This is a genomic window from Hydrogenophaga sp. UC242_53, assembly GCF_042696965.1.
In the GTDB taxonomy this organism is placed as follows: domain Bacteria; phylum Pseudomonadota; class Gammaproteobacteria; order Burkholderiales; family Burkholderiaceae_C; genus Hydrogenophaga.
Map to the genome: position 1 here is coordinate 1,963,485 of NZ_CP170552.1, position 14,311 is coordinate 1,977,795.

The 14,311-nt window shown below is 71.8% G+C and carries 5 protein-coding genes and 1 pseudogene; 3 read left to right on the plus strand and 3 right to left on the minus strand.

Annotated features, from left to right (window positions below):
* Positions 1-89 precede the first annotated feature (89 nt).
* From ACFJI0_RS09920 to ACFJI0_RS09930, 3 genes and pseudogenes are all read left to right on the plus strand, one after another.
* A pseudogene (locus tag ACFJI0_RS09920) lies at positions 90-479 on the plus strand (phosphopantetheine-binding protein); the annotation flags it as partial.
* A gap of 90 nt (positions 480-569) precedes the next feature.
* On the plus strand, positions 570-1,340 hold the full coding sequence (locus ACFJI0_RS09925; RefSeq protein WP_382158208.1) for an alpha/beta fold hydrolase: 771 nt from the start codon (positions 570-572) through the stop codon (positions 1,338-1,340).
* The gene (locus ACFJI0_RS09930) at positions 1,340-2,230 is read left to right on the plus strand and encodes an alpha/beta fold hydrolase (RefSeq protein ID WP_382324613.1); all 891 of its coding nucleotides are present in this window, start codon (positions 1,340-1,342) and stop codon (positions 2,228-2,230) included. The genes ACFJI0_RS09925 and ACFJI0_RS09930 overlap by 1 nt, the downstream gene beginning before the upstream one ends.
* 9 nt (positions 2,231-2,239) lie before the next feature.
* Here ACFJI0_RS09930 and ACFJI0_RS09935 read toward each other — a convergent pair whose 3' ends face one another.
* From ACFJI0_RS09935 to ACFJI0_RS09945, 3 genes are read right to left on the minus strand one after another with little or no spacing between them, the layout of a single operon-like run.
* Positions 2,240-3,100 (minus strand): serine aminopeptidase domain-containing protein, encoded by an 861-nt coding sequence (locus ACFJI0_RS09935; RefSeq protein ID WP_382324615.1) that lies wholly within the window; start codon positions 3,098-3,100, stop codon positions 2,240-2,242.
* 3 nt (positions 3,101-3,103) lie between these two features.
* Positions 3,104-3,910, minus strand: a complete 807-nt coding sequence (locus ACFJI0_RS09940) for an alpha/beta fold hydrolase (RefSeq protein WP_382324617.1) — start codon at positions 3,908-3,910, stop codon at positions 3,104-3,106.
* A gap of 25 nt (positions 3,911-3,935) precedes the next feature.
* A complete protein-coding gene (locus ACFJI0_RS09945; RefSeq protein ID WP_382324619.1) occupies positions 3,936-14,288 on the minus strand; it encodes an amino acid adenylation domain-containing protein in 10,353 nt (3,450 codons plus the stop codon).
* Positions 14,289-14,311: the final 23 nt, after the last annotated feature.

Below are 14,311 nucleotides of genomic sequence, written 5' to 3' on the forward strand. Positions count from 1 at the left end.
ACCAGGTGAAGGTGCGTGGCTACCGCATCGAACTGGGCGAGATCGAGACCGCGCTGTCCGCCCACCCGGCCGTGCGCCAGGCGGTGGTGATGGGCCGCGAGGCCGGCCCGGCCGATGTGAGGCTGGTGGCCTACCTGGCGTTCCAGCCGGGCGAAGACCTGACCGCCAGCGATGTGCGCCGCTTCCTGCGCAAGCAGCTGCCGGATTACATGATCCCGTCGGTGGTGGCGGCGGTGGACGCGATCCCGCTCACGCCCAACGGCAAGGTCGACCGCGCCGCGCTGCCCGACCCGTTCCGCCACGCGGTGCAGGCCGCGCGCGATTTCGTCGCACCCGAGCCGGGCCACGAGCAGGCCATGGCCGAGATCTGGCGCGCCATCCTGCACGTCGATCGCGTGGGCGCCGAGGACAACTTCTTCGAACTCGGCGGCCATTCCCTGCTGTCGCTGCGCGTGGCGCAGGCGGTGGAAAAGCGGTTGGGGTGGCGCATGGATGCGCGTACATTGTTCTTCCAGAACCTGCGTCAGGTGGTGCGCCACCGCGGCCGCCGAAAAGGGAAGCCTCCAGGAATGACGCCACTGTTTTTTGGTGAGAGCTCGCGCCGCCTGTTCGGCGTCTACACGCCGGCGCACGCGCGCGGCGGGAAGGCGCGCGGGGTCGTGATCTGCCCGCCCTGGGGCACGGAGTACCTGCGCGCGCACCGCAGCGTCTGCCAGCTCGGCCGGCTGCTGGCCGAGTCCGGCGTGCACGTGCTGCGTTTCGACTATTACGGCACCGGCGATTCCGCCGGGGACACGAACGAGGGCGACCTGAAAGGCTGGCAGGCCGACGTGGAAACCGCCATCGACGAACTCAAGGACACCGCCGGCCTGCAGCGCGTGGGCCTGGTGGGCCTGCGCCTGGGTGGCCTGCTCGCGGCCCGCGTGGCGCCGGTGCGGCGCAAGGACGTGGATGCCGTGGTGCTGTGGGATCCGGTGGTGCAGGGGGCCGATCACCTGGCCGGCCTGCAGCGCCTGGACGCGGCCGTGGCCCGCGAGCGCGCCTTGAAGGTGAACGCCGGGGAGCTGCTGGGCTTTCCCATGTCCGTGGCCCTGGCGACCGAGCTTCAGGCCATCGACCTGCTGCAGCACGCGCCCGGCCTGCCGGCGCGCACGCTCATGGTGGTGTCGGAAAACGTGCTCGGGCAGGACGCCGTGCGCACCGCGCTCGAAACGGCGCGGCCCGGCGCGCAGCCCTTCGAGCACATCCAGAGCCAGCCCGCCTGGCTGGAGGACCAGCATTCCGGCGCGGGCGCCGTGCCCGTCAAGCTGCTGCAGCGCGTCGTGGAGTGGCTGGCCTGATGGAACGCGTCGTCGAACAGGCCTTGCTGCTGGGCCCCCGCAAATCCATGGTCGGGGTGATCACGCCCGCGTCCACGCGCTCGGCCGTGCCCGACGCGCCTTTTGTCGTGATCCTCAACGCCGGCATCATCCACCGCGTCGGCCCCAACCGCATGCACGTGCTGCTGGCCCGCGCGCTGGCGGCCGCGGGTTTCGGTGTGCTGCGGGTCGACCTCTCCGGCCTGGGCGACAGCGAGGCGCGCAGCGATGCGCTGCCGCCGCTGGACGCCACCATGGCCGATATCCGCGAGATCCTGGACATGCTGCAGGCCACGCGCCAGGTGCAGCGCGTGGTGCTGGTGGGCCTGTGCTCGGGCGCCGACCATTCCATCATCTACGCCGGCACCGACGAGCGCGTGGTGGGCGTGGCGCTGATGGACCCGTCCATTCCGCGCACCCTGGGCTACTACGTGCACCACTACGGCCACCGCATCCTGGGCCTGCGCGCCTGGCTGAACCTGATGCTGGGCCGCCACCCGATCTGGCGCGCGCTGCGGCGCCGCCTGAGCCGCAAGGCGCCCGGCGGGTCGCCGGCCGAAGAGGTGGAGGCCCGGGGGCCGTCGCTGGAAGATCCGAAGGTCAAGGCCTTCCTGCAGAATGCCTACGGCCGCGCGCTCGGCAGCGGTGTGCAGATGCTGGCCGTGCTCACCTCGGACCGGCAGCGCCAGCACAACTACCGCCGCCAGTTGCTGGACGCCTTCCCCCTGTTGACCTTCGGCGACCAGCTGTGGCTGGAGTACTTCAAGGAATGCGACCACACCTTCGCGTCGTCGGCCAACCGCGCCCGCCTGATCGGCCTGGTGGAGACGTGGATGAAGGCGACCAACTTCCGCTCGCCGCCCAAGGGCTGAGCGAACGGTTCAGCGGTTCGAAGGCAGCACGCGGCTTGTCAGCCAGTCGTCGGTCATGGCCAGGAAGGCCTGCTGCGCGGTGCGTGTCGTGATCAGGTGGTCCGACACTTCCAGGTAGTTGAAGCCCACCTTCTCGTGGAACGGGAACTGGCCGAACATGCCCTTGAACTGGCCGGCGTGGTTGAACCACTCGGGCTCGCCGCCGCAGTAGACGAACAGCAGCTCCACGCCACCGTCGCTCAGGGTCTGGATGCGCTGGCCGAAGACCTCTTTCGGTGGCGCCAGGGACACTTCCACCGCGCGCCCGCTGCCGTTGCCGCCATCGCCGTCGGTGGATCTGGCGCGGAACAGGCCGAGCAGCCGGTCGGCCGCCTTGCGCACCGCGCCCGCCAGGCCCGCGCGGCGCAGTTTGTAGAAGAAGGTCCGGGTGCGTGAGGCGGCCGTCGGGTAGGCGTAGAGGTCCCACAGCAGGATGGCGCGCAGGCGCGGGTCTTCCAGCGCCACCAGGTGCGCCACCTCGGCGCCCGAACAGAACCCCACCATCATGAAACGCGCGCAGCCAAAGCGCGCCTGGGCCGCGTCCATCACCGAGCGCGTGTCGGCCACCCACTGTTCGACCACCGGCAGGGTGCTGGCGGTGCGGCGGCTGTCGCCCAGGCCGCTCATGTCGAAACGCACCGAAGGAATGCCCTGGGCCGCGAGGCGGCGCGCGAGGTGCACGTTCATGCGGTGCGGCCCGCTGCGCGGGATCACGCCGGAGTTGGTCAACAGGGCCACGACGGGCGGCGCGCCGTTGAAGCCCGTGTCGGCGGGGGTGAAGGTGGCGACGAGGTGGTTTTCGATCCCCAGCGTCAGGGTGTGTTCGGCCATCGGTCAGTCGAGGGTGGAGAGAACGGCGCGCAGCAGGTCCGGAGGGACGATCGCCGTGCCCATCGCCTGACTGGACATCCAGTCGGTGATCTGCCCGATATTGTGCAGGCGGAATTCGGGGTGGTTCTCCAGGTCGGCGAAATGCCCGCGCTGTTCATCGGGCACGGCGCAGAGCACGCGCACACCGCGCCGCAGCGCGGGCGCCACCTGCACGTCGCGCAGGTTCTGCAGTTCGTCGGCGAGGGACTGGCCGACGTGAAAGCCCAGCAGGTCGCCCGGCAGGCCGGGGGCGACCCCCTTGTCGCTGGCGAGCAGCCGGTCCCAGGGCACGCGGAACATGCGCACCAGTTCGCGCTGGTGGCCTTCCATGAGCTGGCGCATGTAGGTGGGGCCGTCGAGCACCGGTTCCCACAGCACGAGCTGCGTGGGCGGCTTGCGCGCGCGCAGGGCCGCGCGCAGCGCGAGGGTGGCGCCCAGGCCCATGCCGAACCAGATCACGGGCGCGCCATCGCCGTCCTGCAGCTGCTCGTGGGCGGCCAGGGTGTCGTCCAGCCAGCCGCTGAGCGACTGGTCTTCCTCGTTGCCGGGGGAGTCGCCGGTGCCGTGGTAGTCGAAGCGCAGGGATTCACAGCGCTCGCGCGCGAGCCGTTCGCCCACGACACGGTAGATGGCCGCGGTGCGCACGGCCTCTTGGCCGAGCGGGCGGCACAGCAGGAAGCGCGCGCGCGGTGCGCCACCGCTGCTGGCGGTCTGGTACACGCCCACCATCTCCCGCCCGGGGCGGCCGAAACGTCTGATCGCAAGGTCCATGGAATCGAATCGGTGGTGTGCCGGGTCAGGCCCGTTGAACGAGGCGCGCGAGCCGTTTCATGAGGCCCGGCGCGGGTTCGGCCGCGTCGGCGTTGGCGGCCGCGGAGGCCGGCGGCGTGTCGGCACCGGTGGCGTCGTAGGCCACAGCGAGCTGGGCCAGCGTTTCGCTCACGTAGCGGCGCGGGCTGATCTGCTTGCCGATCTGCTGCTCCAGCTTGAGCACGGCCTGCATGGCGGTGAGCGAGGTGCCGCCCAGGTCGAAGAAGTTGTCGTTGCGGCCGATGTGGCTCATGCCCAGCAGCTCGCTCCAGACCGCGTGGATGGCCTGCTCGGTGGCCGTGCCGGCGAAGCGGTCGCCGGTCTGGCTCGCCTGCGCCTTGAGCGCGCGCGATTGCGCCAGCTGCAGCCGGCCCGAGGGGTGGCGCACGATCTGCTCGAACCAGCGCAGGTCGAGCGCCGCGCGGGCCTCGGTGGGCACGGCGTCGAGCAGCGCGCGGGCGTGGGATTCGCGCTGCGCGGCGGACAGGCCGCTGGCCTGCAGGCCGATCACCAGCCGGCGGCGCCCGTTCGAGTCCACCGCGGCCTGCGCGGCGGCCACGTCGACGCCCGGCAGCGCCAGCGCCGCCTGCTCCAGCGCCTCGAGGTCCACCAGGCCACCGCCGAGCAGCACCGTGGGTTCGTTCGCATCGCTCACGTGTTGCAGCACGCCGTCGCTGCGCCAGCGCGCGCTGGTGTGGCTGGCTGTCCAGGCGCCCGCCGCGCCGGCCTTCACCCAGACGGGGGCGGCCACGCCGATCGGGGCCGTGCCCTCGGGCCGCGGCGCGACGCGCACGGTGTGCGGCACCAGGGGTCGGCCCACCAGGCCGGCCTCGGCCGCGTCGGCCACCCAGTGGGCGGCCAGCGGCAGGGGCAGTGAATCGGTCTGCAGCACGTTGAGCACGGAAAGGCCCGCGTCCAGCAGCTGCGCCACGAGTTCGGGGGAGTTGTCGCGCGCGTCCACGGCGGCGATGACCGAGAGCGAGGCGCCACGGCGGGCCTGCAGGGCGTCGGCCCAGGTGTTGGCGTCCGCGAAGACGAGGCCGGTGCGCTCGCGCTGGAGGTCGGCCACCAGGGTGGCGCCGTCGGGCGCCTGGTCCCACAGCACCAGCCGGCCGCCGGTGTGCAGCGCCAGGCCCAGCAGGGTCAGCGCGGTGCCGGTGGCGTGGGCGCTGGCGCGCAGGCAGTCGCCCACCAGCAGGTGGGCCTGGCGGGCGAGGCCGGCGCTGATCTGGGCGACCAGCGCGGCGTCGAAGGCTTGCGGCTGGACCGCCGCCTTGCGCGCCGTGGCGGCGGGCTGGCTTTGCAGCCAGGGTGCGTCGCCGAAAGCCACCGCGTCGGCGGGCGGCGTGTCGCCGGGTGTCAGGGGCAGGCAGTGGTGGCCCAGGCGCAGCACGGCCAGGGCGGTGACCAGTTGGGCCACCGGCTCCTGCATCGCGATGGCCACGGTGAGCGGGTGGCCCGCCGCGGGCAGGCGGGTCTTGAGCTGGGCCGCGTTGTCGTTCACGCGGCGGACCAGCTCGCGGGCGTCGAGTTCGGTGCCGCCGATGCGCAGCAGCGCGGGTGGGGTGAGGGCGCTGGCGCGCTGCTCCAGCAGATCGAACAGGCTTTGCGCGGGCGCCACGGCCGGCGCGTCCAGCGCCAGCACGCGGGCCTGTTCGGCGGGCGTGGGCGCCATCAGCTGCGCCACGGTCTGGTTCGGCGTGCGGGCCACCGCGTCGAGCAGGGCCACGAAGCGCTCGTGCAGGGACTTCGCGGTGGAAGGCAGGTAGAGGTGGGTGTCGTACTGGATGCCACCTTCGATGCCGGAGGGGATCTCGACCAGCCAGAGGTTGAGGTCTTCGGTGGCGCCCTTGTGGCGCACGTGCACGCGCTCGTGCTCGAGCGGGCCCCAGTGGGTGGGCCGGTTGCGCGCGTCCTGGAACGAGAACATGCACTGGTACAGGCGCGCGTGCACGCCGGGCTGTTCGGCTTCGAGCACGTGGGCCATGCGCTCGAAGGGCACGTCCTGGTGGGCGAAGGCCTCGACGACGGCGGCGCGCACGCGACCGATCCAGTCGAGCCAGCTCAGCGAGGTGTCCACCGGCAGGCGCACTGGCAGCATGTTGTTGAAGAAACCCATGATGGGGTCGAGCTCGGGCGTGGGGCGGCCGCGCACCGGCAGGCCGATGGTCGGCGCGGGCTCGCGCAGCAGCTGCGAGACCATGGCGGCGTAGACCGAGAGCGCCACGATGCTCAGCGTGGAGCCGGTGCGCTTGGCGATGTCGCGCACGCGGTCGGCCTGCTCGGCGGCGATGTGCATGGACTCGGTGGCGCCTTCGCGCAGCATGCCGGGCAGGCGGGCCAGGTCGGTCAGCGGCTCCTGCACCGGTTTGCCGAGGAACTGCTTTTTCCAGTAGGTCAGCTGGTCCTGCAGTTCGTCGCTGTCCAGCCAGCGCGCGTGCCAGTCGGCGAAGTCGCCGTAGGTCAGGGCCAGGGGCGGCAGCGGCGAGGGCCGGCCTTCCGAGAAGGCCTGGTAGAGCGCGTTCATCTCGTCGTACAGCAGGTCGAACGACCAGCCGTCCCAGATCACGTGGTGCGTCATGAAGAACAGCACGTGGTGGTCGTCGGCGAGGCGGAACAGGCGGGCCTTGAACAGGGGCGCGTGCTCGAGCGAGAAGGCCTGGTCGGACAGGGCGGCCAGCCGCTCCTGCAGCACGGCTTCCTGTTCGCTCGGCGGGTAGCTGCCCAGGTCTTCCAGCGGCAGCAGGCTGAACGCGGGCAGCTCGACGTTCTTCTGCACCGGGCCCTGAGCGGTGGACACGACGGCGCTGTGCAGCGCCGGCTGGCGCTTCACGATGTCCTGGAAGGCGCGGTCGAAGGCCTGCAGGTCCATCGGGCCGCGCAGGCGGTGGCCCGAGGGCGCGTTGTAGACGGTGCGGCCGGGCTGCATGGCCTCGATGAAGCGGATGCGCTCCTGCATCAGGGTCAGCGGCGCCTGGCGCTGGTCAGCGCGGTGCACCAGCGGTTCGCGGGTGGGCGCCGTGGCGCCGCGTTGTTCGTCGATCAGGCGCGCCAGCTTTTCGGCGGTGGTCGATTCGAACAGCACCCGCAGGTTGAGCTGCAGGCCGAAGGCCTTGTTGATCTGGCCCATGAGCTTGGCGGCCAGCAGCGAGTGGCCGCCGAGGAAGAAGAAGTCTTCGTCCACGCCGACGGCGGGCAGCTTGAGCACGGCCTGCATGGCCTCGACCACCGCTTTTTCGGTGTCGTTGCGCGCGGGCTTGACCGCGCCCGCGCTGGCCGACGGTGCCGGGCCGGTGGGCGCGGGCAGGGCCTTGCGGTCGATCTTGCCGTTGGGCAGGAGCGGCATGGCATCCAGCAGCACGATCTGCTGGGGCAGCATGTAGTCGGGCAGACCGGCGCGCAGCGCCTCGCGCAGGGCGGCGGCGTCGGGTTGCTGGCCGGCGTGCGGCACGGCGTAGCCGATCAGGCGCACGTCGCCCGGGCTGTCCTCGCGGGCCATCACCACGGTGCGGGCGATGCCGGGCAGGGCGGCGAGGCGGGCCTCGATCTCGCCCAGCTCGATGCGGTAGCCGCGGATCTTGACCTGGAAGTCCAGCCGGCCCAGGTGCTCCAGCGTGCCGTCTTCGCGCCAGCGCGCGAGGTCGCCGGTGCGGTAGATGCGCGCGCCGGGCGTGGTGGTGTCGAACGGGTCGGCCACGAACTTCTCGGCGGTGAGTTCGGGGCGCTTGAAGTAGCCGGTGCGCACGCCGGCGCCGCCGATGCACAGCTCGCCTTCCTGGCCGATGGCCACGGGCTTCATCTGCTCGTCCAGCACCCAGACCTGGGTGTTGGCGATCGGGTGGCCGATCGTGATCTTCTGCGCCGCGTCGGTGACGCGGCACAGGGTGGACCACACGGTGGTCTCGGTCGGGCCGTACATGTTCCAGAGTTCCACGCCGGCCTCGAGCAGGCGCTGCGCCAGCGAGGGCGGCAGCGGCTCGCCGCCGCACAGGGCGCGGAAGCCGGCGGGCGCGCGCCAGCCGGCGTCGAGCAGCATGTGCCAGGTGGTGGGAGTGGCCTGCATCACGTTGATGCGCTGCTCGGCGGCCAGGCGGCCGAGCACCTCGCCGTCCATGGCGTCTTCGCGCTGGGCCAGCACCACGCTGGCGCCCACGGTGAGCGGCAGGAAGAGTTCGAGCACCGCGATGTCGAAGGACAGCGTGGTCACGGCCAGCAGCCGGTCGCCGGCCTGCAGGCCCGGCTCGCGGCGCATGCTGGCGAGGAAGTTGCACACCGCGTTCTGCGGCAGCACCACGCCCTTGGGCTTGCCGGTGGAGCCCGAGGTGTAGATGACGTACATGGGCGCGTCGTCGGCCCAGTCGGCGGGGCGCGGCAGGGCGCTGTCGGAGGCCGAGGCGATGGCGGCGGCGTCGTCGTCGATGCGGATCTGTTGCTCGCGCGGCACGCCCGAGAGGCTGGCGTTGGCCGCGTCGGTGATCACCAGGCGCACGCCCGCGTCCTCGGCCATGTAGCGCAGGCGGTCCTTGGGGAAGCCCGGGTCGAGCGGCACATAGGCCGCGCCGGTCTTCAGGATGCCGAGCAGGGCGGGCACGAGGTTGGGGCCGCGCGTGAGGCACACGCCCACCCGCATGCCGGCACCGATGCCGCGCGAGCGCAGCAGCTGGCCGAAGCGGTTGGCGCGCGATTCCAGTGCGGCGTAGCTCAGGCTCACGCCGTGCGCCACCAGGGCGACGGCATCGGGCGTGGCGGCGGCCTGGCGGCTGATCCACTGCTCCACGCGGGCATGCGGCTCCAGCGGCATGGCGGTGGCCTGGTTCCAGGCGATCAGGCGCGCGTCCGGTGCCGTGGCAGGGCGCACGGGCGCGGGCGCCACCACGGCGGTGAGCACCGGCAGTTCGACGCCGGGGTGCTGCGCGAAGTGGGCGATCTCGGCGCGCAGGGCATCGATCAGTTCCTGCGCGCGCTGCGGGCTGAAGAACTCGCTGCTGTGGTGCAGGTCCAGCGTGAGCGCGTCGTTCTGTTCGTAGAAGTTGAAGAACAGCTCGCTGAGCGTGCCGCGCTTGCGGCCTTCGTGCATGGCGGCCTGCAGGGGCGCGTAGGCCGAGAGGTCGACCTTGGGGTTGAGGTTGAAGAAGATGCCGGTGAGCGGCGGGCGGTCGCCCGCGCTGCGGATGCCCAGCGCGCGGGCCACCGTGCCCTGGGTCATGAGCGGGTACTCCAGCGCGTCCATCAGGCGCGAGCGCACGCGCTGCAGCACGGCCTCGGTGCTCTCGCCGGGCTGGCAGCCCAGGCGCAGCGGCAGGTCGAGCACGCCGTCGGCCATGATCGGCCCGCGGCGCTGCAGGCTCTGGCTGGCGTAGGGGATGCTGACCACGAAGTCGCTCTGGCCGCTGCGCTTGTGCAGCATGCGGGTGAGCGCCATGAGCAGCACCTGGAACAGCGTGGCACCCGACTGCTTGGCCTGCGCACGCAGGCGGCTGAACAGCTCGCCGTCCAGTCGTATGCGAAGCGTGTCGGCCGCGTAGCTGCGGTGGCCCTGCGGGGTGCGGTCGCCCAGGTTCAGCGGCGCGGGCGGGTTCTGCAGCTGCTGCTGCCAGAAGCGCAGGGCTTCCTGGCCGTCGGGTCCGTCGAAGCGGGCCTGCTCTTCCTCGGCGAAGTCCAGCGGCGACTCGGCCGGCTTGAAAGCCGGCGCCATGCCCATGCTGCGGGCCTTGTAGGCGGTGGCGAGCTCGGCGTTGAACACGCTGGAGGCCCAGCCGTCGAACACCAGGTGGCTGGCCACGACGTGCACCACGGTGCGGCCGTCGGCCAGGGTGAGCAGGCTCACGGCGGCCAGCGGCGCCTGGTCGAGCGGGAAATCACGCAGGCTGGCCTGGGTGCAGAAGTCGTCCAGCGCCTGGTCGGCGTCGGGCTGCGCGCTCAGGTCGATCTCGGCCACGGGCAGGTTCAGCTGCGGCGCGACCCGCTGCCGGGGTTCCTCCAGATCGAACTGGATGCGGAAGGCCTCGTGCCGCGTCAGCACGTCGTTCAGCGCGGCCTTCAGCGCGGTGCGGTCCACGCCGCCCTGCAGGCTGACGCAGAACGACTCGTTGAGCGCCAGCCGGGCCGAGGGATCGAAGCCGCCGGCCAGCCAGCGCTCGGTCTGCCCGGGCGAGAGCTGGGCGTCGGTGCCTGCGCGCGTGCCGCCTTGCGGGCCCGAGGGGGGTGGGGCACCGCCGCCGTCCTTGGGCGTGATGAAGCCCAGGCCCATGAGCTCGTCCATGGCGTCGGTGAACACCTGGAAGATGCGGTCGGTGTGGGCGTCGGTCATGCCCTCGGTGACGAAGTGGCCGAACTGCTCGTACAGGTGCAGGCCGTGGTAGCGCACCAGGTAGTAGAAGAGGCTGATGTGCTTCTGGTTGTCGTCCCACTGCAGGCGCCAGATCGAGGCGCAGTGCACCGCCTTGACCGGTGCGCCACGCACCGCGAAGGCCGTGTTGAGGCGGTCGATCAGGCGCTGGGTGCGGTCGTTGAGGTTGCGGTAGAACTCGCGCCCACCGGCCTTGATGTGTTGCAGCGTGGCGCGCGCGGCGGCCAGCGCCAGCGGGTGGCGCACGAAGGTGCCGGCGAAGTAGGTCACGCCGGCTTCGGGGTAGGAGTCGTCGCCGTACTGCCAGTGGCCGCCGTCGAGCGCGTCGAGCCAGTTGGCGTTGCCCGCGATGGCCGCGAACGGCAGGCCGCCGCCGATGACCTTGCCGTAGGTGGCGATGTCGGCGCGCACGCCGTAGAACTCCTGCGCACCGCCCGGGGCGACGCGGAAACCGGTCACGACTTCGTCGAAGATCAGCGCGCAGCCGGCCTTGTCGGCGATCTGGCGCAGCGACTGCACGAACTCGCGCGGCTGCAGCGTGGGGTACTTGTTCTGGATCGGCTCGGTCATGATCGCCGCCAGCTCGGGGCCGCGCTCGCGCAGCACGCGCAGGGAGTCCTCGCTGTTCCAGTCCAGCACCAGGATGTTTTCCACCGCGTTGGCCAGGATGCCGGGCGCGGCGGAGAGCGAGCGCAGCTGCCTGGTGCCGCGCACGATCACCTCGTCGAAGATGCCGTGGTAGGAGTTGGTGAAGATGGCGATGGTCTTGCGGCCGGTGACGGTGCGCGCGATGCGCATGGCGCCCATCACGGCCTCGGAGCCGGTGTTGCAGAAGCCCACGCGCTCCATGCCGGTGAACTCCGAGATGAGCTGGGCCACATCGGCCGCGTAGGGGTGTTGCGGGCCCACTTCCAGGCCGAGCTGCAGCTGCTGCTGCATCGCCTCGATCACCTTGGGCGGCTGGTAGCCCAGCAGGTTGCCGCCGAAGCAGGACAGCAGGTCGATGTACTCGTTGCCGTCCAGGTCCCACAGGTTCGCGCCCTGCGAGCGGTTCACCACGATGGGGTAGACCAGGTCCTTGTACAGCGGGTTGAAGCCGGTCACCACGCGCGGGTCGGCCATGACCTTGCGGTGCTGCTGGCTGAAGGCCTTGGATTGGCCCGAGCGCGCGTTGTAGCGGGTGATGAACTCGTCGAGCCAGCGGCGCTGCGCGGGCGTGAAGTCCTGGCGCGCTTCCAGCGTGAGGCGGGGCGAGGCGCCGAAGGGTTTTTCGACCAGCGACTTGATGGAGGGCTGGGCGGGTTCGGCCTCCGTCGCGGCGGCGGCCGGAGCCGAGGCCACCACGGTCGGCGCGGGCGCCACGGGGACCGCTGCGATCGGCAGGGCGGCCGCCATGGGCTGGCCGGCCAGCACCGCGAGCTGCTGCGCCATGAGTTGCATCTGCTGCTGAAGCAGCTGGTGCACGGCGTTCGTGCCGCCGGGCAGGGCCGCGAACTGCAGCGGCAGGGCCGCCGGGGCCGCGAAGCCGGCCACCTGGGCGGGCATGCCGGCCGCCATCGCGGGGGCTGCCGCCACGGGGGCCACCGGCGCGAACTTGTCGGCCGGCATTTCGGTATCGAGGAAGCGCGCGAGCTTGCCGATGTTGTCCAGGTCTTCCATCAGGCGGCGAAAGCGCAGCTTGACGCCGAAGACGCGTTCCAGCTCCAGCGTGGCCTGGGTGAGCGAGAGGGAGTCCAGGCCCTGGTCGACAAAGCTGGCGTCCGTGGTCATGTCGTCGGCGGGGATGCCCGAGACGTCGCTCAGGACGCGCTTGAGTTCGTTTTCAACGGTGGGTATTCGGCTCATGGTGACGGCACTCGCAACGGAGAGGGAAACATCGGACGGCAGGGCGCCTGCGGGCGCGGTGCGGCGGGCAAACCAGTGACGGTCGTTCTGGAACGGGTAGGTGGGCAGGGGAGCGCGGCGCGCGGTCGCGGCCACGGGCCAGGCGGGTTCGATGCCGGCGCACCACAGGGCACCCAGCGCGGCCAGGCCCTGCTCGGCGGGCTGGCCGGGGTCCTGCGCGGCGCCCAGCATGGACACGATGCGCGGCACCTCGGCCTTGGGTGTGCGGTGCTGGCGCAGCAGCGCGGTGAGCGCCTGCCCTGGGCCGACTTCGAGGAACACGGTCTCGCCCTGGGCGAGCTCGGCCATCACGGCCTTGCTGAACAGCACCGGCGCGCGCACCTGGCGCGCCCAGTAGCCGGGGTCGGTGGCTTCGTGCGCCTGCAGCGGCGCGCCGCTCACGCACGAGTACACGGTGAGGCGGGGTGCCTGCAGGCGGGTCTGCGCGAGCGCTTGCACGACGCGCGGCAGCGCGCCTTCCATGGAGGCGCTGTGGAAGGCGTGCGAGACGCGCAGGCGGGTGGCATCGATCTCGTTGCGCTCCAGGGCCTGGGCGAAGCGGTCGATGGCTTCATGGCCGCCCGCCACCACGGTGAGCGCGGGCGCGTTGCAGCCGGCGACCTCGATGCCCTCGGGCAACAGGGCCCGCACGGCATCCAGGCCGGTGCGCACGGCCAGCATGGCACCGGCGGGCTGGTCGAACATGGCCTGGCCGCGCGCGATCACGGCGGCCATCGCGTCTTCGAGCGAGAACACGCCGGCGTGGCAGGCGGCGGCGTACTCGCCGATGCTGTGGCCGATCATGGCGTCGGGCCGGATGCCCAGGCTGTCCAGCCAGGCCGCGAGCGCGTAGGACACGCTGAACAGGGCCGGCTGGGCGTAGCGCGTCTGCGCCAGCAGTTGGGCCACCTCGGCATCGGCCGGGTCGGCGCTCACCAGCCAGGCGCGCAGGTCCACGCCCAGAGCGGTCTCGGCCAACGGCAAGGCGCGGTCGAGCGCCTCGCGGAAGGCGGGCACTTCGTCCACCAGCTGGCGCGCCATGCCGGGGTGTTGCGAACCCTGACCCGGGAACAGGAACACCAGGCGCGGCTTCTGCAGCGCGCTCACGCTGCTCTTGGCCGCGCGCAGGCGTGCGATGGCTTCCTGGGCGCTGCCGGCGACCACCGAGAGGCGCTGCGCCATGGGTTTGCGCCCGCGCATGAGCGTGGCGGCGACGTCGCCCAGCGGCAGCTCGGGATGTTGTTCGAGGTGCTCGGCCAGGTCGCGCGCGCGCTGCAGTGCGGCGTCGGCGGTGCGGGCCGAGAGGGGCAGCAGCCAGCGGCCGTCGCCGGTCGATGCGGGCGCACGCGCCGGGGCCTCTTCGATCACCACGTGGGCGTTGGTGCCGCCGACGCCGAACGAACTCACCGCCGCGAGCCGCGATTCGCCGCCGCGCGGCCAGGGGGTGTTCTGCGCCACCACGCGAAAGGGCGTGTTCTCGAAGTCGATCTGCGGGTTGGGCTGGCGGTAGTGCAGGGTGCCGGGGATCACGCCGTGGTGCAGCGAGAGCGCGGTCTTGATCAGGCCCACCACGCCGGCACCGGCGGCCATGTGGCCAAGGTTGCTCTTGAGCGAGCCGATGCCGCAGTACTGGCTGTCGGCGGTGTCTTCGCGCCAGGCGCGGGTGAGCGCGGCCACCTCGATCGGGTCGCCGAGCGAGGTGCCGGTGCCATGCGCTTCCACGTAGCCGATCTGGCGCGCGCTCACGCCGGCCTGGTCGAGCGCCATGCGGATGGCGCCCATCTGGCCGGTGACGCTGGGCGCGGTGAAGCTGGCCTTGTCGCCGCCGTCGTTGTTCAGGCCCACGCCACGGATCACGGCGTACACCGTGTCGCCCTGGGCCAGGGCGTCTTCCAGCCGGCGCAGCACGACCACGCCGCCGCCGCTGGCGAACACGGTGCCGCTGGCGTCTGCATCGAACGGCCGGCAATGGCCGTCGGCGGATTCCATGCCGCCTTCGACGTGCAGGTAGCCACTGATCTGCGGCACGGCCACGTTGATGCCGCCGGCCAGCGCCACGTCGCACTGTCCGCTGGCCAGCGCGTGCCAGGCCTGGGCCACGGCCACCAGGCTGGTGGAGCAGGCGGTGT

Excerpts from the sequence above, each read along its gene's own strand:
- ACFJI0_RS09925 (WP_382158208.1), top strand. The coding sequence starts at position 570 with ATGACGCCACTGTTTTTTGGTGAGAGCTCGCGCCGCCTGTTCGGCGTC.
- ACFJI0_RS09930 (WP_382324613.1), top strand. The coding sequence starts at position 1,340 with ATGGAACGCGTCGTCGAACAGGCCTTGCTGCTGGGCCCCCGCAAATCC.
- ACFJI0_RS09935 (WP_382324615.1), bottom strand. The coding sequence starts at position 3,100 with ATGGCCGAACACACCCTGACGCTGGGGATCGAAAACCACCTCGTCGCC.
- ACFJI0_RS09940 (WP_382324617.1), bottom strand. The coding sequence starts at position 3,910 with ATGGACCTTGCGATCAGACGTTTCGGCCGCCCCGGGCGGGAGATGGTG.